Here is a 19,647-nt window from a genome sequence, read left to right on the forward strand (position 1 = left end):
AGACTTCCATGCAAGCACCCCTCAAAGGCATCAAGGTCGTTGACCTGTCGGCGGTCGTATCCGGCCCCATGGCCGCAGGCATCTTGGCCGACCAAGGTGCCGACGTCATCAAAGTTGAAACCCAAGGCGGCGACCTGACCCGCGTGATTGGCCCCACAGTGGGCGACTTAACCGCGCTGTTCATTTCTATCAATCGCGGCAAACGCTGCATCGTGCTGGATTTGAAACAAGCTGAAGGCGCACGCGTGTTGCGGGACTTGATTGCCAGCGCCGATGTGTTGGTCGAGAACTTTCGCCCCGGGGCGTTGGCTCGTTTGGGCTTTTCCTATGAAGCAGTGGCCGCCTACAACCCACGCTTGGTGTACCTCTCAATTTCGGGCTTTGGCCAATCCGGCCCCTTTGCCAATTACCGCGTGTATGACCCGGTGATTCAAGCCGTGTCTGGCTTTGCCGATGCCCATCCCGATGTGGCCACGGGCGAGCCCAAACTGCTGCAAACCTTGCTGTGCGACAAGATCACCGCCCTCACCGCCTCACAGGCCATTTGCGCCGCGCTGCATGCGCGTGCCACCACCGGACAAGGACAAAAGATTGAGCTATCCATGCTCGATGCTGCCGTCTCGTTTCTGTGGCCTGAAGCGCTGTACAACCACAGCTTCTTGGATGCCAAGCCGCCTGTCGTGCCCGAGTTCGGAGCCAGCCAGCGCCTGTGGCAATGCCACGATGGGTGGTTCGCCATGATCACGCCACAAGACGATGAGTTCATGGCCATGTGCCGCGTGTTGGGCAAGCCCGAGCTCAAAGACGATCCGCGCTTTGCAACCATCTTGCTGCGCCGCGATCATCACCACGCGCTGCGCGACATCTTGGACCCCCTAGTGCTCAAAGAATCGGTACACGATGTGGTGGCGCGACTGGGTGCCGCAGGCGTGCCAGTGGGCAAGGTGAATGAGAAAAAAGATCTGGCGATGGACCCGCAAATTCAGCACAACCACACCCTGACCGACACCGTCTACCCCGATGTCGGTAGAGTGCGCTCACCACGCGCAGCCGCCGTTTTTCCTGCGGTTCAAGAAACGCCAGCGCCATTGGCGGGTCATTTGGGCGAACACACGCGCACCATCTTGCAAGAGCTGGGGCGCAGCACCGAACAGGTGGACGCCCTCTATGCCAGCGGTGCTGTGCGTTGATGCACCAGGGATGACAAAGCGATGATGCAACTCTGTGCCGATCTACAAGCCGAATATGCGGCGCTGGCCGTATTGGGCCAATCGCTCACACCCACGGAATGGCGTATGCCCACCGCCTTTCATGGCTGGAGCGCTTGGGACGAAATTGCGCACATCTGTTTGATCGACGAAGTGGGCGCCTTGGCCGTCACCGATGCAGCGGCGTTTGCACAACAAGCCGCCTTGCTGCGCCAACGCCGTGCAGCGGGCGAAGAAATCAGCGCCATTGCACGCGCGACCTACCAACACTTGGACGGTCCTCAACTGATTCAACATTGGACGCCGGTGTACACACGCTTGGTCGATGCACTGGCGCGCTTGGGGCCCAAAGACCGCTTGCCCTGGTTTGGCCCCAGCATGAGCGCACGCTCGTTTGCCACCGCACGTTTGATGGAAACCTGGGCACATGGACAAGATGTGTACGACGCGCTGCGTGTGACGCGGCCTGTGACTCCACGCTTGCAACACATTGCGCATCTAGGCGTCACCACCTTCGGATGGACATTTCAAAACCGCGGCCTGCCAGTGCCCACACCTGCACCGCATGTGGTACTCAGCGGTGCCGAGGGTGCCACATGGACGTGGAACGACCCCTCGTCTACCGACTGCGTACAAGGCACGGCGACAGCCTTGTGTTTGGTGGTCACACAACGCCGACACGTGTCAGACACGCAGCTAACACACAGGGGCACGGCCACCGCGTGGCTCACACGCGCGCAGTGCTTTGCGGGCCCACCGTCTGATGGCCCTGCGCCCGGTGTGCGCAAGTTGTGAGTGAACCAAGCGCCCATGGACAGCTTGCCCTTATCGTTGCACCACGCGCAGACCATTGAAGCGGCGCTGCAAGCCTGGCGCGCGGAATTGGGCAAGGACTGTTTGTCTGATTTCTTTTTCTCCAACCTGTATTTATTTCGCAGCGTCCACGACTACCGTTTTTGGCCGGGTGACAAGCCTCGCATCTCAGGCCTCACTTATGACGGGCAACGTCATGTGTTGCCGTTGTTTGACCTGAACCAGACCAGCCTCGCCGAGCTGCAAGACATGCTCGCTGAACACGGTTTTTTTTATCCGGTCAGCGCCGCGGTGGTGGCGCAGTTGGATGCACGTGCCTTTGACATCACGGCCCACGAGGCCGATGCCGACTACCTTTACCCTGCCGATCACTTTCGCCACTACCGTGGCCAACAGCTGCACAAAAAGAAAAACCAAATGCAGCAACTGCTGGCACGCGGCCCTGTATCGTCTCGACCCTTGAACGGCGAGTGTGTAGACCATGCACACGCCGTGTTGGCGCAATGGTTGTGCGACAAACACAAAACCGAGGACCAAGCCGACGCACAAGCCTGCCGCGAAGCCTTGCACCTCATGCAAGACCTGAAGCTAGAAGGCGCGGTGTACTACCTGGATGAACAGCCGATTGGTTTTTTGTTGGCGCAAGCCATCAACCCCAGCTTGGCTGTGATGCGGTTTGCCAAAGGGGTGGACGCCTTCACAGGGGTGTACCAGTTCATGTTCCATAACTTTTGCGTGAACCGCCCTGCGTTGCAATGGCTGAACTTTGAGCAAGATTTGGGTTTGCCAAATTTTCGGCAAACCAAACGTTCTTACAACCCCAGCCACATGATTCAGAAATACCGCGTGCGTTTGAATCAATTCACCGCGCAAGCGAACTGACGGCGCTCCGCCCCCGCGTTGGCCATGGCTTCGAAGCTGCTGTTCAAGCGGTTTTTGATGAAGTACTCAATCATGGCTTTGGGGAACACGGAATCGGGCTCTGACTCGGCGCGGTATTTGAACACCGTGCCATTGCCTTCTTCCTCCAGACGCCACGAGCCTTTATAGGACTTGGCCTCACCGCTGATTTGCACAAAGTCTGTATCCTTGTTGGGCTGCTCGGTCATTTACTGCACCATGCGCATATTGATGGGGAAAAACAAAATGCGCTCTTGCAGCAAAGGCTGCACACGCGCTTTGCCGCCATCCAAACGTGTGGAGGAGGAAGCCACCACACCCGGAATGCTTTTGGCCGCGTCGTAGTCGGTCAAATACCGATACGACTGACACAAACTCAAGGCAGATGAAAGCTGGCTTGCGTGTAAAACACATTGCCTTGTTGCGTCACATCGACTTTGATTTTGTAGTCCTCCGCATCGGCCCAAGCCAGCGCTGAAACAACACAACTCGTCATTGCAACAGATTGCCACTTATTCAATGCAATGTCCTCTTTGTGAATTGATGCGAGTAGCGTAACCCATCACTCGGGTTTGATGCCAATCGCTTTGACAATGCCCGCCCAACGTGTGCGTTCACTGCGCATGAAGACTTCAAATTCAGCCACGCTCATCTTGGTCTCGGCCAACGAGCCCAGGGTTTGCAAACGCTGCACCACATCGGGCTGCTTGAGCACCACCTCGAGCTCGCGGCTCATGTGGTCCACGATGTCTTTGGGTGTGCCTGCGGGGGCAAACAAACCATTCCAGCCGCTGTATTCAAAACCCGAAAAAGTTTCCGACAAGGTGGGCACCGACGGCAAGTTGGCTGTGCGTTGCGCCGTGCTCACCGCCAAGGCTTTGATTTGTCCCGAGCGGATGTAGCTCAACAAGGCAGCTTCGGGCAAGCAGATGAAGTCCACGCGGCCACCGATCACATCTTGAATCGCATCCGGTGCTTTGTTGTAGGGCACGTGGGTGAACTTGATGCCCGCCATGGCCGCAAATGAATCGGCCAACATGCCCGAGAAAGTTTTGGGGCCCTCTGTGGCGATCGCCAATTTTTCGGGCTGCGACTTGGCTGCGGCAATCGCGTCTGCCAAGCTTGCGCCACCAAAGGACGAACCTGCAGCAATGACAAAGGGGCTGCGGCCAATCAAGCGCACAGGTGTAAAGTCTTTTTCTGGGTCATAGGGTAAGGCTTTGAAGGTGAACACATTGGTCACCATGGCTGCGGTGGTGGCGTAATAAAACGTGTAACCATCTGCAGGTGAACGCATGGCGGCTTGCGCACCGATGACGTTTTGGCCACCGGGGCGGTTGTCTACCACGATGGGTTGGCCGATTCGGCGGCTGACGTTGTCCGCCACAAAACGCGCCAAGATGTCGGGGCCCGATCCTGCGGGCTGCGACAAGATCCATTTGATGGGGCGGCCTGGCCAAGCTTGGGCCAATGCTGCACCGCTCATGCCTGATGCTGCCGAAACAAGGCCTGCTTGTAAAAATTGTCTGCGTTCCATGGTTGTCTCCTAGTGAATGTTGTTTGCTGTCGTTGTTCAGGCCAAGGTCAAGCCATTCAATTGGCTGGCCAAGTCGTATGCGGAGGCGCTCACGCCGTAGATGTAGTGGTCGGGGCGAACGATGGCGGCTTTGACGCCATATTTTTGAAACCAATTCGCCAGCACACCTTCGGCCTCGTTGAAGTCGGGCGTGCCAACTTGGGCGGTGGTCAAGGCGGGCAAATGGTGGTGGTGCGTAGCTTGCACAAAGTCGCCCCCCGCATCGGCCGACAAGATGATGCGCCATCCGGCACCCAACACATCGTCCATGCGCGCTTGCTGCCCGTTGGCCATGTTGAGCAAGGGCTGAGGAAAGATGGTGCCTCTCGCTGCGTGTGGCGTGCTGGCCAACAAACCGGTCGACAAAGCAGGCTGCACATCTTGACGCGGCGTGGGTTTGACCACACCACCGCAATCGGTCAACAACTGCGCATCGCGCGCGCGCGCTTTGGCCACGTCACGCTCGGTGATGATTTGCCCGATGTGTTTGATGCGTGTCGTCAAGTCCGTCACATGGGCTTTGCGCTCGGCACCATAAGAGTCGAGCAAGGTATCTGCGCCGCCGTGACGCAACACGGCTTCGAGTTTCCAGCACAGGTTGACCGCATCGCGCACGCCCTGACACATACCCTGCCCCAAGAACGGCGGCTGTTGATGCGCAGAGTCGCCCGCCACAAAGACGCGGCCATTGCGCCAGGTATTGGCCACCAAGGCATGAAAGCGATAGCTCGCTTGACGCCACAAGGTGCCATCGGCAGGCGTTAACCACGGGGCCAGCAAGCGCCAAGCGCCTTCGGGTGTGGCTAAAGCTTTGGGGTCTTCGCCTGCGTTGATCGAGATCTCCCAGCGTCTGTGCATGCCGGGCCCAATGACGTAAGTCGATGGACGCTCGGGGTTGCAGTACTGCACGCTGGTGGTGGGCAGCTTAGCCAAGCCTTGTGCGTTGACCATCACATCGATCACCAACCAAGGTTCATCAAAGCCCAAGTCATCAAGTGTGATGCCGGCTTGCTCACGCACGGTGCTGCTCGCGCCATCACAGCCCATCACATAGCGCGCCTTGACTTGGGACGTGCTGCCATCCTCAGCCTGCAAGCTCAGGGTGGCGTGTGTGCTGTCTTGCGTCAAGGCGGTCAGGGTGAGCCCGAGTTGAATCGTCACGGCGTCGTGCGACGCGGCGTACGCGCGCAGAATGCCTTCCACAGGCGGTTGCGTGAACACCACCGAGGGCGTGTGGCTCAGCGGATAAGGCGCAGCCACGGTGGACATGCGTTTGATGACTTGCCCATCCACACCGTAGTAAACCGAATCGGTGAACGGCTCTAGGTACGGTTTGATTTTTTTGCCAATGCCCATCTGTTGAAACAGTCTGGACATCTCGTGGTCTAAGGCAATGGCGCGTGGCTTGTCATACACATCGTGCGACTTGTCGCACACAAAGGTACGAATGCCCTTCGCGCCCAACAAGCCTGCAGCCACGGCCCCCGTGGGGCCAAAGCCCACGATGGCCACGTCGTACATGTCGGAATCTACCGTCTGGACCATGGTCAAGCCGCCTCATCCTGAATGGTGTTGTGCAAAAGACCGATCTGTTCAATTTCAATCTCGATGGTGTCGCCATGCTTCATCCAGACGGGCGGAGTGCGTGCTTGGCCCACACCTGCGGGGGTGCCCATGATGATCAAGTCACCGGGCTCTAAGGTCAGGCATTCAGTGAGCAAGGTGATGGTTTCTGCCACGCCCCAAATCATGTCGCGGGTGTTGGCGTCTTGCATGATGTGGCCGTTCAAGCGCGATTGAATGCGCAAGTCGGTGGCGCCGGGGGGCAGCTCATCGGCGCTGACCAACACGGGGCCAAAGCCACCGGTTTGGTCGAAGTTTTTGCCAATCGTCCACTGCGGTGTTTTCTTTTGGTAGTCGCGCACCGAGATGTCGTTGAAACAGCTGTAGCCAAACACTGCGTCCAAGGCGCTGTCCATGGTGGCGTGCTTGACGGTTTTGCCAATCACCACAGCCAACTCGGCTTCGTAGTCGAAGCGCTCAGACACTTGGGGACGAATGGCCTGCGCGTTGGGTGCCAACAAAGACGATGCAGAGCGCAAGAAGAACCATGGGTATTCAGGCTTGTCGCGTCCACCTTCTTTGGCGTGGTCAAAGTAGTTCAACCCCAAGCAAATGATCTTGCCTGGCTCGGGCATGATGGGCGCGAGCTGCAAGCTGGCCATGGGCAAACGTACAGCGGTAGAAGCCAACGCAGCTTTGGCGGCAGCCGCCAAATCGACGCCCGACTTCAAGGCCAAGCGCAAATCGGCATTGACCTGCGGTTGCGCTTTGTTCAAGTCAATCACCTGATCGCCATCGATCAAGCCCAAACGATCTTGACCGCCTTGATGGAATGTTGTGAAACGCATGTGGATATCCTGAAAAGTTAGAGAGAAGAAACAAACACAATGGCTTTCTGAGCCTCTTTGAGACGCGCACTCGGGGGCGCAGAAATGCCCCATTGGTCCACGCGTCCGGGGGGCCACGTCCAGTCCGTGGGTTGACCCGCTTGGTAGCTGTCGTCGATTTGCTCCACCTCGGCCGTGTACTCAATCACCACGTCAAAGGGGCCCACGAAATAGTTGAACGCGTTGTCGCCTGGGCCATGACGGCCGGGGCCCCACTCGGTGGCGAAGCCCGCGTCTTTCATGCGCCCTGCACCGCGCATGACTGAATCCAAATCGGACATCAAAAAGGCAATGTGGTTGAGCGCGTCGTTGTCGGTGTCGCCCAGCGCCACGCTGTGGTGGTCGCTGTTGCAACGCATGAACGCCATGATGCGGGTGCGGTCTGACAACGAGAAGTCAAACACCGCTTCCATGAAACCACGCGTGTCCTCAACGTGGTGGCTGTTGAGCACCGCATGCGCCAAACGTATGGGCTTGTCTTTGGCCTCATGTGCATCGGCATGCAAAGCGTCACCATATACCAGCTGAAAAATTCGACCATCCGGATCGGCCACGGTCACGGCCACGCCGCCGCCAGGCTCGGTCACAGGTGCTTTGGCTTGCAACACTTGGCCACCCGCTTGCACGGCGGCTTGTGCAACGGCGTCAAGCGCCGAGGCATCACGGGCACGCAAGGTGACATGCCGAATTTGTGCATCGCCCGCCGCTTGGTGCAAGGCCAGCAAATGGTGATCGGCACCTGTGCCACGCAGGTAAATGGCGTCGGCTGTGCGAGCAACCACATCCAGGTGCCATGTGGTGGTGTAAAAACTTTCTGCAGTCGCTAGGTCTGGCACATTCAACGCCACACTGCGCAGCGCGCTCACACGAGAAGATGCATGGGTCATGGGTTCTCCAAAAATTTAAGCGGCCAAGCCAAAAAAACGACGGGCATTGGCGTGAGTGAGTTGGTCCACCACGGCGGCGTCAAACCCGGCGTCTTGAATACGCGCGACGGGTTGGTGGTCGTGGAAGTTAAAGGGATAGTCGGTGCCCATCATCAGCTGCGAGGCGCCAAAGGTTTGCACCAAGTGGCGAAGCGTCGGGGCGTCAAACACCAAGGTGTCGTAATAGAGTTCACGCGCTTGTTCGGTGGGCGGGCGCAGCACGCTGTCTTTGAGCGCAGGAAACACCGACATGGCTTGTTGCAAACGTGGCAGCAACATGGCCAAGGTGCCGCCTCCGTGGCTGAACGCCAAACGCAGTGTGGGGTAACGCGTCAACAAGTTGCCCGTCAACACCGAGGCTGCGGCCAAGCCCACATCAGTGGGATAGGCCAAGACCTGCTGCAAAGGCGCAGGCCCCAGCAAACGGTCCATACCGGTGGGACGCAAGGCATGCACAAACACCGGCATGTCCAAAGCCACGCAGGCTTCAAAGAAGGGATCGAATTTCGGGTCTCCCATCACCACACCATTGATGTTGCTGCCAATCTCCACACCCTGCAGCCCCAAAGCGCTCTTCATGTAATGCAGCTCGTCAATGGCCAAAGCCACGTCTTGCAAGGGCACCGCCCCCATGCCCACCAACTGACCGCCAGACTCATGCACCATGGTCGCGATTTGTTCGTTCAGAAAACGTACCAGCTGTGCGCCGTCGGCGGGTTGCATCCAATACGAGAGCAACTCGGGCATAGGCGAAATAGCTTGCAAGCTCAAGCCCATGTCCGGGAAATCAGCCAAACGCCGTGAGGTGGTCCAACACTTGTCAGACACGGTGCGGTAGTTCTTGCCGTCGATCATGACGTGACGGTGGCACTCATGCGCTGGGGCCATCGACGGCCAGCCTGAGGGCACCACATGGCCCAAGTATTTCGGGAACTCGCCGGGAATGACATGCGCATGCACATCAATGCCGCAACTGCAGGACTGGGCAGCTTGCATGTGAATGTCTCCCTTTTGTGGTTGCCATGTCTGGGTGCATGGCGATTTGATCTAAGTCAAGGAGTCTAAGGATCACCCACCCCTTCATCTAGTCAATTCCATGGATACATAATATTCACACCATGGATATACGATCAGTCGATTTAAACCTGCTTGTGGTGTTCAACGCCATGCTGGAACACCGCAACGTCACCAAGGCGGGCGAAGCTTTGCGCTTAAGTCAACCGGCGATGAGCGCTGCGGTGTCTCGGCTGCGCAGCTTGTTTGACGACCCGTTGTTTGTGCGATCTGGCGCGGCGATGGTGCCCACACCCAAGGCGCAAATGCTCAGCCCCAGCATTCGGCAAGTGGTGCGCACGATTGAGATCGACATCTTGCGTCCCACCAGCTTTGACCCCGCCAGCAGCAACCGCACGTTCACCCTGGTCACGCCCGACATTGCCGAGGTCAACTTTCTTCCCCGCTTGTTGACAGAGTTGGCACAACAAGCGCCGCACATCAACCTCAAAACCTTGGCCATGCCCAGGCAAGCGGCGGCGCAAGCCTTGGAGTCGGGGGTGGCAGAAATGGCGATTGGCTATTTCCCTGATTTGCACAAGGCGGGCTTCTTTCAGCAAAAGCTGATCTCGAGTGCGCATGTGTGTTTGGTTCGCAAAGACCATCCCGAGATCGGTCACAAACTCTCGCTCGCGCAGTTCAACCAGTCGCTGCACGCGGTGGTCAAACCCGATGGTCGCGAGCATGTGTTTGAGCAGTTTTTACAAAGCAAAGGCATTGAGCGGCGTGTGGTGGTGGAGTTGTCGCACTTCATGAGCTTGCTGCCCATTGTGGAAACATCGAACCTGATCGCCACCGTGCCCAAAGACTTGGCCGACTTCTTTGTCAAACACGGCAAGGTGCGCTATGTAGACACGCCCATGAAGTCACCCGTCATTGATGTGCATTTGTTTTGGCACCAACGTTTTCAAAAAGACCAAGCCCACGTTTGGCTTCGGCAAGTGATCTACAAACTGTTCAGCCCTTCGCACTGAAGCGCACGCCCTACTGAATAAGCAGCTAAGTACGTGGACACGATCACCGCAGGCTCAATGGTCACAGATACGACAGAGATTTGAATGGCATTCCATACCATCGAGACATCTGCTTTGAACTCTTTTTTGAGAAACCCAACGCCATGAAAAATCTACAGCTCAGCCTGATCGTTGGCCTTTGCTCTACCCCACTAGTCTCCCAAGCGCAAGAGTAGCCCATCAAGCTGATCGTGCCGTTTCCAGCAGGCGGCCCGACCGAGCTCGTAGGCCGTGAAGCCGCCAACATCTTGCGCGAAGAACTCAAGCAACCGGTGATCGTCGAAAACTGCCCGGACGGCAACGGTGTGCTGGGCCACAGCGTGTTGGCCAAATCGCCGGCCGATGGCTACACCATTGGCTTGCTGGTGATCACGGTATCGATTGCGCCGCACTTGGGCAATGCACCGTTTGACACCTTCAAAGACTTTGCGCCCATCAGCAACATGGTATCGATGACGCCCATCATCGTGGCCAACAACAACGCCCCGTTCAACAACTTGTCAGAGCTGACCACGTATGCCAAAACCAACCCCGAGAAGCTGGCCTATGGCACACACGGCGTGGCCACGGCCAAAGAGTCGGGCTACCCTGGCTTGGTGGTGTCACCGTGGTTTGGCTTGGGCGCACCGGCTGGCGTGCCTGCAGACATTCTTCAAAAAATGCATGCCGCCATTGCCAAGGGTTTGAACACCAAAGAGGTGCAAGACAAGTTTGCAGCCATTGGTGCTTCGGTGCATTCCAGCAAATCGCCCGCTGAGTTTTCGGACTACATCAAATCGGAATACGAGCGCTGGGGCAAGGTGATCAAAGCGGCCGATGTGAAGGCCGAGTGATCAAGCGCCTTGAAGGCGCAAGCCCAACTTAAAGATCGGCCTGCCGGTACAGATCGCTGGCGCGGGTCAGGTGATCGCTCATCGCTTTGACAGCACCTGGCGCATCATGGGCCGCAATGGCATCGATGATTTTTTGGTGCTCCGCCAAGGTCAACTCTTCCGCGCCGGGCGCACGAACAATCGACTGGTAATACGCACTGGCCCAGCCAAACAAGGCCTCGACGATGGCCGGGTAAATCGGGTTACCGCTGATTCGTGCAATCTCGCGGTGAAAGGCCATGTCTTGTTTCATGAACTGATCCAAGTTGACCATGGAGGCGCGGTGGTCCGCTTGTCGCGCCTGCAACCGCAACACGTCATCGGGTGTGGCTTTTTCTGCCGCAAGCTTGACCATGCCGGTTTCTAAAAACAGCCTCGCTTCTTTGAGGTGATCCAGCGTTTCGGGTTGCATGCGCAGCAAATGGCGGGCACCGCCTGCAATTTGATCGATCAGCAAATGCGCGGTAGGCACCACCACCCTCGCCCGCTCGCCATGAGAGATTTCCACAATGCCCGAACGCGCCAACTCTTGCAGCGCTTCGCGCACAGCCACGCGGCCCACGCCATACACCTCCATCAACTCGCGCTCTGAAGGCAGTTGGTCACCGGGGCCAATCTCGCCCGATTCAATGCGTTGCATGAGTCGATCAAGAACTTCTTGATAGAGCTTTCGTCTTTGGATGGGTTCAACAGTCATGGCATGAATCTACCATCACACGAATTGGCCAGACCTCACTTGTCCGTAAAAATGGGGCAAACCCAATTGCCCACCTTTCAAGGCCACTTCGAGCCCATCGCGTTTGGGGTCATCCGACCAAGCGCGGCACAAAGGCACCCCAGGCGCCATGCCCGCCGCCACGGTCAAGGCTCGAATCCCCAAATGACTGCCCACCGCCCCCGAACTGTCACCGCCCGCCACCACGATGCGGCGAATGGGCGAAGCGTCAAGCACCTGCCGCATGATTTCGGCCAACACCTGCCCCACGCGCGCGGCTGCATCACTTTTACGCATCTGAGCCGCCGCAGCGGTGGCGTCAAAGTTCAGTACAGACGGGTCATCAGGACCTTCGGCAGAAAACACAAGCGAGGAAATGTTTTGCGCAATGGCGGCCAGCGCCCCACTCACCAAGCGTGCGATTTCTGCATCGACTTGCTGCGGGTTCAAACATTTGGCGATGTCCAAGCGTTCGGTGGCAAAACCGTTTGCACGCGCCCATTGAATTTGTAACGCACTCATGGGCGAACAACTGCCGCTCACCACCGCAATGCATGCCACCTCTTGGGCCACAGGCAAGCTTGGTGTCGCAGGAATCAGCCCCTGCTGACGCCAATAGGCCGCTAACGCATATTGCAACCCCGATGACGAAGCGCTGAACACACCTTGGCCGCGGTTCTCCCACACCAAACGCCCCGCTTCAATTTGACTGGCGGTGTCAGCCACGTCAATCATCACCACGGGTTGATCGTTGCCTTGCAAAGCAGCGCAACGTTCTTGACCCACGCCTTCGGCGAGTTCAACCAAGTCAATCAGTTCAATGCGTCGAGGCGTTTGTTGAGCCAAATGCACGCGCAAATCGCTCTCCTGCATGGGCGTGACGGGATGGCGCGACATGGTGGGGTGGCGGTCAATGCGATGCACCGCGCCATTGGCTGCCGCAAACAAATGCCCAAACACTTGGTAGCGCTTGAGCCTTGGTGCGCCGACCACCATGGGCGACCACGTCGAGGCCGAGGTGGTCACCCCCAAATCAATCGCCTGGCCAATCGAGCCCACTCGGGCCGATGAGTCAAAGGTGGAGCACACCTTGTATTGCAAAACAGGGGCGCCCATCGCATGCAAGCGTTCAAACACAGCAGGGAGTTCACGCCGCATCCACTCAGGACTTTGACCGCGCGACTGCCCAGCCAAACCCACGCAACGCATGTGCCCGAAACGCGCCAAGTCTTCAAGACGCGGCAAATCTAAAAACAAAACAGTGGGCACGCCCGCTGCAGTGAAAGCCTCCATCACATCGGTGGAGCCGGTGAAGTCGTCCCCGTAATAGGTGAGCAAAAGCCCGTCGGGCCACACAGATTTTTGGGCAGACATGGCGGTCACCAAAAAGTCAAGGCGCGTTGCAAAGCGGGGCGGTCTTTGGCGTAGCTGGCCAAATCCACACCGGCTTCAGCCGCCTCCCAAGCTTGACGCAACGCCGTCACGCCACACGCCACGCCATCGGGATGACCAAAAATACCGCCGCCTGCGGTGCAAATCAAATCAGCATTGCCCAAGGCGGCATAGGTGTCGTGCGCTTGCAGACCCGTTTGGGCCGAACTGAACACGGGCACGGCTTGCATGGGTGCATGTTCAAACATGGGGGTGATCACCGAGCGTGCAGCGGCAATGACCACCTCGTCGGGTTCGCTGAATTTGTTGCGCAAGCCATTCACATGCAAATGGTCCACGCCCGCCAAACGCCAAATTTGTTGCCACGCGGCGAAGTCCCAGCCCACATACGGACTGCGGCTCAAATAACCCCAACCCGCGCGATGCGCATGGATGGGCAAGGTGCTGTGCTGCCTGAAGGCGCTCAGGCCGGTCAGGCCCACAGAGTTCAAACAGACCATCACACACGAGCCTTGGTGCTTCAACACCCAATCGTGGCGACGCTTCATTTGGTCGAGGTCGCCGGTGATGTTGAAGGCCACCATCACTTGGCGCCCCATCTTTTGCGTAGCGTCATTCACCACGCGCATCACGGCTTCTACGCGTTGGTCGAACGGACAGTAGCTGCCATCGGCTTGCAGTTCATCGTCTTTGATGAAGTCAATCCCGCCATCGACCAAGAGCTGCACTTGCTGGGCCGTTTCAGACACGCTCAAGCCCACGCTGGGTTTGATGATGGTGCCAATCAGCGGGCCCTTGGCCACGCCGCTCAAACGTCGTGTGCCCGCCATGCCAAAGGCTGGACCTGGATAGGCTTTGGCAAACGCGGGTGGCAAAGTTAAATCTAACAAGCGCAGGCCAGAGACTTGTGCCAACTCAAACAAATTGCCAGCCACCGTGGCCATCAAGGTGGGCAAACAAGGCCCCATGTTTTCCAAGGGCCACGACAGTTCCAGCAAACAGCGCGTGTAGGTGTTGGACTTCATGCCACCCGGCAAGCTGGGCTCTGCCACCGTTTCTAAGACCTGCAAAGACTCCACCCGTGCGCCAGAGCGCTCTTTCAAAGCAGGGGTTTCCGTGGCGAGCTTTAAAAACGTGCCGCTGGACTGTTCGCCTGCGATCACCTCGGCGGCACGCAGCGGGTCGTCCCCTGTTTCTAGCCAATATCGGGCATAAATTCGTTCGCTCATCTCCACACTTTCTTGCATAAAAAAAGACGGCCTCAGGGGTGTGAGGGCCGTCTTTCAGAGTTGCATCGTTTTATTTGTATTCTTGAATTTTGCGAATATTCTCAGCACCAAACTCTTTCGAGTAATTGGCGTAGGTTGTGCGCAATGCATCACGGAACGCCACACCGTCCACCTTGCGAATCACGGTCATGCCTTCCTTCTCAAGTTGGGCAATGCCGTTGGCTTCGTCTTCATTCACCTTTTGACGCTGCGCGACGTTGGCTTTTTTGGCGGCTTCAAAAAACACTTTTTTGTCTGCCTCGCTGAGCTTGTTCATCACGCGTGGTGAGGTCAAAAATAAAGCGGGTGAATACACATGGCCCGTCAACGACAAATGCTTTTGGACTTGCGAAAACTTAGAAGCCAAGATCACAGGAATCGGGTTTTCTTGACCATCCACCGTGCCTTGTTGCAAAGCGCCAAACACCTCAGGGAAAGCCATGGGCGTGGGTTGAATGCCAAACGCGCGGTAGCCGTCCATGTGCACTTTGTTTTCCATGGTGCGCATCTTCAAACCAGCGGCATCTTCGGGCTTCACGATGGCGCGTTTGCTGTTGGTCATGTGGCGAAAACCGTTTTCGGTCCACGCCAAAGCGACCAAGCCTTTGGCTGGGAATTTGCTGAGCATCTCTTGGCCTTGAGGACCGTCAAAGTATTTGCGCGCATGGTCGTAGTCGCGGAACAAAAACGGAATGTCCACGATCTTCACTTCAGGCACAAAGTTGCCGACGGGCCCTGTGGAGGTGTTCACAATGTCGAGCGTGCCCAATTGCACCGCTTCGATCATTTCGCGCTCTCCACCCAACGCACCGCTGGGGAATTGCTGACATTTGTAGCGGCCTTGCGTGCCTTTTTCAATTTCGTCACACAACACCGTCGAGCCCACGCCGTAATGCGAGGTGGCCGCGGGCGTGTAGCCAATTTTCAAAATGGTTTGGGCACTGACCGAGCTCAGCGCCAGCAACGAGGCGGCGGCAATCGAAGCGAAACGCACTGTCTTTTGAAATGTCATGAGGTCTCCTTGGGTTCTACGTTGGAAGGGCGAAAGGTGCACAGAAATCAGGTGATGCGCTCGATGCTGTCGGCAATTTCTTGGTGATCAAAAATTTGCTTCCAGTCATCGCGCATCAGGCGTGGCTTGCCAAAGGTGATGGCTTTGTTGCAGGCATCCGAGAACTGTCCTGGGATTTGCTTAAAGATCACGGCCGCCAAAATCGTCATGTGACCCAGCAAGAAATCGCGAGCCGCATCGGCAGGCACGCCGCGCGAGACCACTTCGTCCATGGCTTCACGCATCACATCGAGCAAAGTGGCGCAGACAGTTTCAGACAAACCGGGCTCCAACAACGCCATCTGCTCAACGGTCACGCGGTAAGAGCGCAAGATGGGCTGGTAAATGGTTTTGGCAATGTCCTCGCCCAAGTCAAAAGCGTCTTCTGGCCCTTGCATCAAGGCACTCACGATCGATTGCGCAGCAGTGACACCGCCAAAGTAGTCGGGCGATCCCGGGGTGTGCACTTCTGAACTGAAGATGCTGGGGTGGCAAGGGTGCGCCACGAAATACGTCAAATCAGGGCGCTTAGGCAAATGGCCCGCAAAGGGCGCTGCCGCATCCAAGGTCATCACCATGGTGCCAGCTTTGAGTTGGGGGGCAATCTCGGCAGCGAGCTTGCCAATCAAGGTGTCGGGCACGGCCAAGATGACCACATCCACATCTTTCAAGGCGTCTTCGACCGAGCAACAGGCAATGCCCAACTCGTCTTGCAGGCGCTTGCGCCCCACTTCACCGACTTCCACATGGCGAACTTGGTAAGGCGAGCCCACCAAGTTTTTCGACAAGCGTGCGCCCATCTTTCCGCCAGCCCCAAACAATGCAATTGATTTTGTCATCCACAGCCTCCACTCATATAGTGGCGTGATGGTATGACGAGTTCACCAGTTACAAAACTAGGACATCTACCTAGTCAATGCATGCAGCCATCAACGCAATCGGCGGCAAACGGCCTGAGTCACTTCGGTACAACGTGCGTGGCCACCTTGGTCGTGCGGAATGGCATCGCCATGCGACAACACGTCTTCCACGGCTTTTTCAACCCGATCTGCAGCTTGGTGCAAGTGGGCATCGCCATGTCGATCGGCCAACCAGCGCAACATCAGCGCGCCCGACAAAATGGTGGCGAGCGGGCTTGCCACGTCTTGCCCCGCAATGTCTGGTGCTGAGCCATGGGCGCCTTGAAACAAGCCATGGTGAAGTCCCAACTCGGCGGAAGGGGCCATGCCCAGCCCACCCACCGTGGCAGCACCTAAGTCAGAAATGATGTCGCCAAACATGTTTTCGGCCACGATGACGTCATAAAAATCTGGCTTCTTGAGCATGTGCACGGTGATGGCATCGGCGTAGGCATAGTCAATCGCAACATCGCTGTAAGACTGCGCCACCTCATCACACACCGCTCTGAAGAAGGCATAGCTTTTCAAAATATTGGCCTTGTCACAGACCGTCACGCGGCGCTGCTGATCGCGCGGTGCGCCTTGACGACGGCGTGACAAATCAAACGCAAACTTGGCCACACGCTCGACGCCTAAGCGGGTCATGACCAAGGTGTCGGTCACCACTTCGCCGCGCAGGTTCACACCCGCACCGCGGCTGGCGTACAAGCCTTCGGTGTTTTCACGCACGATGACGTAGTCAATCTGTCCTGCAGACCAATCGGCCAAGGGCGACTTCACACCGGCGTACAAACGAATGGGGCGAACGTTGGCAAACAAATCCAACTTGAAGCGAAGTTGCAAATGCAAGTCGTTGCCCACTTCGGTGCCATCGGCATAGGTCACACCGGGCAAGCCAGCCGCGCCATGAAGGATGGCATGCGCCTTGCGGCAAGCCGCATAGGTGTCGTCGGGCAACACATGCCCTGTGCGCTGGTAATGCCCTGCGCCGCCGTCGAAGGGTAAAAAATTCAAGACCCCAGCACCACACGCCTCGCGCAGCACTTGAATGGCGGACTGGCACACCTCTGGGCCGATGCCGTCACCATCTATCGTCACGATGTCATAGTTCATAGCGCGCACCTCTCAAAAATCAGTGGGATTGACGTTGCGCGATCATCGGAATGATCTCTGGCAGCAAGGCTTGGGGGTTGCCGTCTTGGCACGCGGTTGCCAGCGTACGCTGGATGGCCTCGGCCACCGTGCGATCCGCGTGCGTGTCTTTCGCCATCTCGTTGTAATAGCTCAAATCTTTCAAGGCATTGGCCATGCTGAAGCGCAAGCCCGAAGGGTCGCCATTGGCCAAGAAAGGTTTCAAGCGCTCCAACGCAGCGCCCCAGCCGCCGCCCATCGCCAACACATCCACAAAGGTTTGCGCGTTCACGCCAGACAATTGCGCACAAGCCGCAGCTTCGGCCAGCAAGGTGACGGTGCCAAGCGACACATAGTTATGCAGCAGTTTCATGCGATGCCCCGCGCCCACAGGCCCCGCATGCACGATGTTTTCAGCAAAGCACGACAAGATGGGCTTGCATTCTTCAAACAACTTGGCGTCGCCGCCAACCAGCAAATTCAGTCGCCCTTCAGCGGCTTCTTTGGGGGTGCGGGTCATGGGTGAATCTAAAAAGAACCCACCCTGCGCCATCACCAGTTGCGACACTTTTTCGGTCGACGTGGGCACTGCGGTCGAACAATCGATGACGATGGTGCCTGGGCGCATGCCCTGCAAAACGCCGTCATCGCCCAAAAGCACAGCCTCGACTTGCGGCGTTCCCGTGACGCACAAGATGATCACATCGCAATGACTCGCTAAGGCTTTGGGCGTTTTGAAGGTCCCTGCGCCAGCCGCCACCAAGGCGTCCAGCGGCTGGTTGCCGGCGTGCTCAAGCACCGACAGGTTTTGACCATGTTTGAGTAAGTTGCTGGCAATGCCGTGGCCCATCATGCCAATGCCGATCATTCCGATTTTTTTCATGTTTGCTCCGAATCCTGTGTGTTGTGTGTGAACCGAATGCGCCGCAGTGGCTCAATCGTGTTTGATAGAAATCGTCTTTAAAACGGTGAAGCTGTACAAGGCTTCAAAGCCTTTTTCACGACCATGGCCACTGGCCTTGACGCCACCAAACGGCAACTCAATGCCCCCGCCCGCGCCGTAGTTGTTGATGAACACTTGCCCCGCACGCATCTGCCGCGCCAAACGCATTTGGCGTGCGCCATCACGCGTCCAAACGCTGGCGACCAAACCAAAGTCTGTGCCGTTGGCCAACTTAACGGCATGGGCTTCGTCGTCAAAAGGCATGATGGCAATGACGGGGCCAAACACTTCTTCTTGCGCCAATCGGTGCCTAGGCGGCACATCACGAATCAATGTGGGCACTTGGTAAAAGCCGCCCTCCGGTGCACCGGCCACCACTTGACCAGCGCCCGCAACCGTCAACCCATCGCGCTTGGCTTCGTCCAAAAAGGCGGTCACGCGTTGCAACTGGGTTTGGCGAATCAGCGGGCCGCAATCCAAATCCATCGCAGCAGGCCCCACGCGCAAGGCATTGAAAGCCAATGCCAGTCGCGCAATGACCGCTTCGTACACGCTGCGTTCGACCAGCACGCGGCTGCCCGCCGAACACGTCTGCCCCGCGTTTTGCACGATGGCGTTCACGACCACTGGCACCATCGCATCCAAATCAGCGTCGGCAAACACCACTTGGGGCGATTTGCCGCCCAGCTCCAAGGTCACCGGTGTGTGATGCTCGGCTGCGGTTTGCACCACCAACTTGCCAATGTTGGGCGAGCCCGTGAACGAGATGTGATCGATGCCCGGGTGGCGCACCAAGGCATCACCCGCTTCATGGCCATAACCCGTGACCACGTTGATGGCCCCCGCAGGAAACCCCACCTCGGCCGCCAATTCCGCGACCCGCAAAATCGACAAGCAGGCGTCCTCCGCGGGCTTGACCACACAGGCATTACCTGCCGCCAGTGAACCGCCCACGCTGCGCCCAAAAATTTGCAAGGGGTAATTCCACGGAATGATGTGACCGGTCACACCCTGCGGCTCGCGAATGGTGAGGACGGTGTAGCCGTTCTGATAAGGAATGGTCTCCCCCATCAACTTGTCTGCAGCCCCCGCATAAAACTCAAAGTAACGCGCAATGGCCGTGACGTCAGCGCGTGCTTGCTTGAGCGGCTTGCCGCAGTCTCGCGATTCCAGCTGCGTCAACTCATCGATGTGATCGAGCATTTTTTGAGACAGTTTTTGCAGCAAACGACCACGCTCCGTTGCTGTCAAACGCCCCCACGCTCCGTCAAATGCAGCACGAGCGGCACGCACCGCCACATCCATGTCGTGTGCGTTGCCGCGCGCCAGTTTGTCAAAAACTTGGCCATCTGAAGGGTCGAGCACGTCGATGTACGCACCCGAAGTGGAGGCGACCCAAGCGTTGTTGATAAAGTGTTGTTTCATAAAGGTAAAGAT

The 19,647-nt window shown here is 57.4% G+C and carries 21 protein-coding genes; 5 read left to right on the top strand and 16 right to left on the bottom strand.

Annotation, left to right across the window (positions count from 1 at the left end; translation table 11 throughout):
* Window positions 1-8 precede the first annotated feature (8 nt).
* From C5F52_RS10400 to C5F52_RS10410, 3 genes are read left to right on the top strand one after another with little or no spacing between them, the layout of a single operon-like run.
* Window positions 9-1,190 (top strand): CaiB/BaiF CoA-transferase family protein, encoded by a 1,182-nt coding sequence (locus C5F52_RS10400; protein ID WP_161499685.1) that lies wholly within the window; start codon window positions 9-11, stop codon window positions 1,188-1,190.
* Between the two features lie 21 nt (window positions 1,191-1,211).
* A complete protein-coding gene (locus C5F52_RS10405; protein ID WP_104798296.1) occupies window positions 1,212-2,003 on the top strand; it encodes a TIGR03084 family metal-binding protein in 792 nt (263 codons plus the stop codon).
* A 15-nt stretch (window positions 2,004-2,018) separates the two neighbouring features.
* Window positions 2,019-2,903 (top strand): phosphatidylglycerol lysyltransferase domain-containing protein, encoded by an 885-nt coding sequence (locus C5F52_RS10410; RefSeq protein WP_146100069.1) that lies wholly within the window; start codon window positions 2,019-2,021, stop codon window positions 2,901-2,903.
* On the opposite strand, the gene C5F52_RS10415 is transcribed toward C5F52_RS10410, so the two are convergent.
* Genes C5F52_RS10415 through C5F52_RS10440 form a run of 8 tightly spaced genes read right to left on the bottom strand, consistent with a single transcriptional unit; the run spans window position 2,879 to window position 8,869 of the window.
* The gene (locus tag C5F52_RS10415) at window positions 2,879-3,130 is read right to left on the bottom strand and encodes an SRPBCC family protein (protein WP_104798298.1); all 252 of its coding nucleotides are present in this window, start codon (window positions 3,128-3,130) and stop codon (window positions 2,879-2,881) included. The genes C5F52_RS10410 and C5F52_RS10415 overlap by 25 nt on opposite strands.
* Window positions 3,131-3,301, bottom strand: coding sequence for a hypothetical protein (locus tag C5F52_RS29880; protein WP_161499686.1), 171 nt, complete (start codon window positions 3,299-3,301; stop codon window positions 3,131-3,133).
* A complete protein-coding gene (locus C5F52_RS29885; protein ID WP_161499687.1) occupies window positions 3,298-3,441 on the bottom strand; it encodes a hypothetical protein in 144 nt (47 codons plus the stop codon). Before C5F52_RS29885 ends, C5F52_RS29880 begins: the two co-directional genes overlap by 4 nt.
* A 42-nt stretch (window positions 3,442-3,483) precedes the next feature.
* Entirely contained in the window at window positions 3,484-4,458 is a 975-nt protein-coding gene (locus C5F52_RS10420) for a tripartite tricarboxylate transporter substrate binding protein (protein ID WP_104798299.1), read from the bottom strand.
* A 36-nt stretch (window positions 4,459-4,494) separates the two neighbouring features.
* Window positions 4,495-6,042: a bifunctional 3-(3-hydroxy-phenyl)propionate/3-hydroxycinnamic acid hydroxylase gene (locus tag C5F52_RS10425; protein ID WP_236657820.1), complete on the bottom strand. Its 1,548-nt coding sequence runs from the start codon at window positions 6,040-6,042 to the stop codon at window positions 4,495-4,497.
* A gap of 2 nt (window positions 6,043-6,044) precedes the next feature.
* Window positions 6,045-6,908 (bottom strand): fumarylacetoacetate hydrolase family protein, encoded by an 864-nt coding sequence (locus C5F52_RS10430; RefSeq protein ID WP_104798300.1) that lies wholly within the window; start codon window positions 6,906-6,908, stop codon window positions 6,045-6,047.
* A 17-nt stretch (window positions 6,909-6,925) separates the two neighbouring features.
* On the bottom strand, window positions 6,926-7,834 hold the full coding sequence (locus tag C5F52_RS10435; protein ID WP_104798301.1) for a VOC family protein: 909 nt from the start codon (window positions 7,832-7,834) through the stop codon (window positions 6,926-6,928).
* A 15-nt stretch (window positions 7,835-7,849) separates the two neighbouring features.
* Window positions 7,850-8,869: an amidohydrolase family protein gene (locus C5F52_RS10440; RefSeq protein WP_104798302.1), complete on the bottom strand. Its 1,020-nt coding sequence runs from the start codon at window positions 8,867-8,869 to the stop codon at window positions 7,850-7,852.
* Between the two features lie 122 nt (window positions 8,870-8,991).
* Here C5F52_RS10440 and C5F52_RS10445 point away from each other — a divergent pair, with 122 nt between their 5' ends.
* Both C5F52_RS10445 and C5F52_RS10450 read left to right on the top strand, forming a co-directional pair.
* Entirely contained in the window at window positions 8,992-9,900 is a 909-nt protein-coding gene (locus tag C5F52_RS10445) for a LysR family transcriptional regulator (protein ID WP_104798303.1), read from the top strand.
* 230 nt (window positions 9,901-10,130) lie between these two features.
* Complete coding sequence (locus C5F52_RS10450) at window positions 10,131-10,772, top strand: tripartite tricarboxylate transporter substrate binding protein (RefSeq protein WP_161499688.1); 642 nt, start codon at window positions 10,131-10,133, stop codon at window positions 10,770-10,772.
* Between the two features lie 28 nt (window positions 10,773-10,800).
* On the opposite strand, the gene C5F52_RS10455 is transcribed toward C5F52_RS10450, so the two are convergent.
* The 8 genes from C5F52_RS10455 to C5F52_RS10490 all read right to left on the bottom strand — a co-directional run bounded on the left by C5F52_RS10455 (window position 10,801) and on the right by C5F52_RS10490 (window position 19,635).
* Window positions 10,801-11,508, bottom strand: coding sequence for a transcriptional regulator NanR (locus C5F52_RS10455; RefSeq protein ID WP_104798305.1), 708 nt, complete (start codon window positions 11,506-11,508; stop codon window positions 10,801-10,803).
* Window positions 11,509-11,523: 15 nt separating this feature from the next.
* Window positions 11,524-12,900 (bottom strand): 3-oxo-isoapionate kinase OiaK, encoded by a 1,377-nt coding sequence (gene oiaK, locus C5F52_RS10460; protein ID WP_104798554.1) that lies wholly within the window; start codon window positions 12,898-12,900, stop codon window positions 11,524-11,526.
* A 5-nt stretch (window positions 12,901-12,905) separates the two neighbouring features.
* Window positions 12,906-14,147, bottom strand: coding sequence for a ribulose-bisphosphate carboxylase large subunit family protein (locus tag C5F52_RS10465; RefSeq protein WP_104798555.1), 1,242 nt, complete (start codon window positions 14,145-14,147; stop codon window positions 12,906-12,908).
* A gap of 70 nt (window positions 14,148-14,217) precedes the next feature.
* The gene (locus C5F52_RS10470) at window positions 14,218-15,198 is read right to left on the bottom strand and encodes a TRAP transporter substrate-binding protein (protein ID WP_201746996.1); all 981 of its coding nucleotides are present in this window, start codon (window positions 15,196-15,198) and stop codon (window positions 14,218-14,220) included.
* 47 nt (window positions 15,199-15,245) lie between these two features.
* Window positions 15,246-16,076 carry a phosphogluconate dehydrogenase C-terminal domain-containing protein gene (locus C5F52_RS10475; RefSeq protein ID WP_104798306.1) on the bottom strand — a complete coding sequence of 277 codons (831 nt, stop codon included), beginning with the start codon at window positions 16,074-16,076 and terminating at the stop codon, window positions 15,246-15,248.
* Window positions 16,077-16,166: 90 nt separating this feature from the next.
* Window positions 16,167-17,249: an isocitrate/isopropylmalate dehydrogenase family protein gene (locus tag C5F52_RS10480; RefSeq protein ID WP_104798307.1), complete on the bottom strand. Its 1,083-nt coding sequence runs from the start codon at window positions 17,247-17,249 to the stop codon at window positions 16,167-16,169.
* 19 nt (window positions 17,250-17,268) lie between these two features.
* A complete protein-coding gene (locus tag C5F52_RS10485; RefSeq protein WP_104798308.1) occupies window positions 17,269-18,150 on the bottom strand; it encodes an NAD(P)-dependent oxidoreductase in 882 nt (293 codons plus the stop codon).
* 51 nt (window positions 18,151-18,201) lie between these two features.
* Window positions 18,202-19,635, bottom strand: a complete 1,434-nt coding sequence (locus C5F52_RS10490) for an aldehyde dehydrogenase family protein (protein WP_104798309.1) — start codon at window positions 19,633-19,635, stop codon at window positions 18,202-18,204.
* Window positions 19,636-19,647: the final 12 nt, after the last annotated feature.

It is taken from the genome of Limnohabitans sp. TS-CS-82 (genome assembly GCF_002943475.1).

Bases quoted from the DNA above. Each gene is read 5' to 3' on its own strand.
- C5F52_RS10400 (WP_161499685.1), top strand. From the start codon at position 9: ATGCAAGCACCCCTCAAAGGCATCAAGGTCGTTGACCTGTCGGCGGTC.
- C5F52_RS10405 (WP_104798296.1), top strand. From the start codon at position 1,212: ATGATGCAACTCTGTGCCGATCTACAAGCCGAATATGCGGCGCTGGCC.
- C5F52_RS10410 (WP_146100069.1), top strand. From the start codon at position 2,019: ATGGACAGCTTGCCCTTATCGTTGCACCACGCGCAGACCATTGAAGCG.
- C5F52_RS10415 (WP_104798298.1), bottom strand. From the start codon at position 3,130: ATGACCGAGCAGCCCAACAAGGATACAGACTTTGTGCAAATCAGCGGT.
- C5F52_RS10420 (WP_104798299.1), bottom strand. From the start codon at position 4,458: ATGGAACGCAGACAATTTTTACAAGCAGGCCTTGTTTCGGCAGCATCA.
- C5F52_RS10425 (WP_236657820.1), bottom strand. From the start codon at position 6,042: ATGGTCCAGACGGTAGATTCCGACATGTACGACGTGGCCATCGTGGGC.
- C5F52_RS10430 (WP_104798300.1), bottom strand. From the start codon at position 6,908: ATGCGTTTCACAACATTCCATCAAGGCGGTCAAGATCGTTTGGGCTTG.
- C5F52_RS10435 (WP_104798301.1), bottom strand. From the start codon at position 7,834: ATGACCCATGCATCTTCTCGTGTGAGCGCGCTGCGCAGTGTGGCGTTG.
- C5F52_RS10440 (WP_104798302.1), bottom strand. From the start codon at position 8,869: ATGCAAGCTGCCCAGTCCTGCAGTTGCGGCATTGATGTGCATGCGCAT.
- C5F52_RS10445 (WP_104798303.1), top strand. From the start codon at position 8,992: ATGGATATACGATCAGTCGATTTAAACCTGCTTGTGGTGTTCAACGCC.
- C5F52_RS10455 (WP_104798305.1), bottom strand. From the start codon at position 11,508: ATGACTGTTGAACCCATCCAAAGACGAAAGCTCTATCAAGAAGTTCTT.
- oiaK (WP_104798554.1), bottom strand. From the start codon at position 12,900: ATGTCTGCCCAAAAATCTGTGTGGCCCGACGGGCTTTTGCTCACCTAT.
- C5F52_RS10465 (WP_104798555.1), bottom strand. From the start codon at position 14,147: ATGAGCGAACGAATTTATGCCCGATATTGGCTAGAAACAGGGGACGAC.
- C5F52_RS10470 (WP_201746996.1), bottom strand. From the start codon at position 15,198: ATGACATTTCAAAAGACAGTGCGTTTCGCTTCGATTGCCGCCGCCTCG.
- C5F52_RS10475 (WP_104798306.1), bottom strand. From the start codon at position 16,076: ATGACAAAATCAATTGCATTGTTTGGGGCTGGCGGAAAGATGGGCGCA.
- C5F52_RS10480 (WP_104798307.1), bottom strand. From the start codon at position 17,249: ATGAACTATGACATCGTGACGATAGATGGTGACGGCATCGGCCCAGAG.
- C5F52_RS10485 (WP_104798308.1), bottom strand. From the start codon at position 18,150: ATGAAAAAAATCGGAATGATCGGCATTGGCATGATGGGCCACGGCATT.
- C5F52_RS10490 (WP_104798309.1), bottom strand. From the start codon at position 19,635: ATGAAACAACACTTTATCAACAACGCTTGGGTCGCCTCCACTTCGGGT.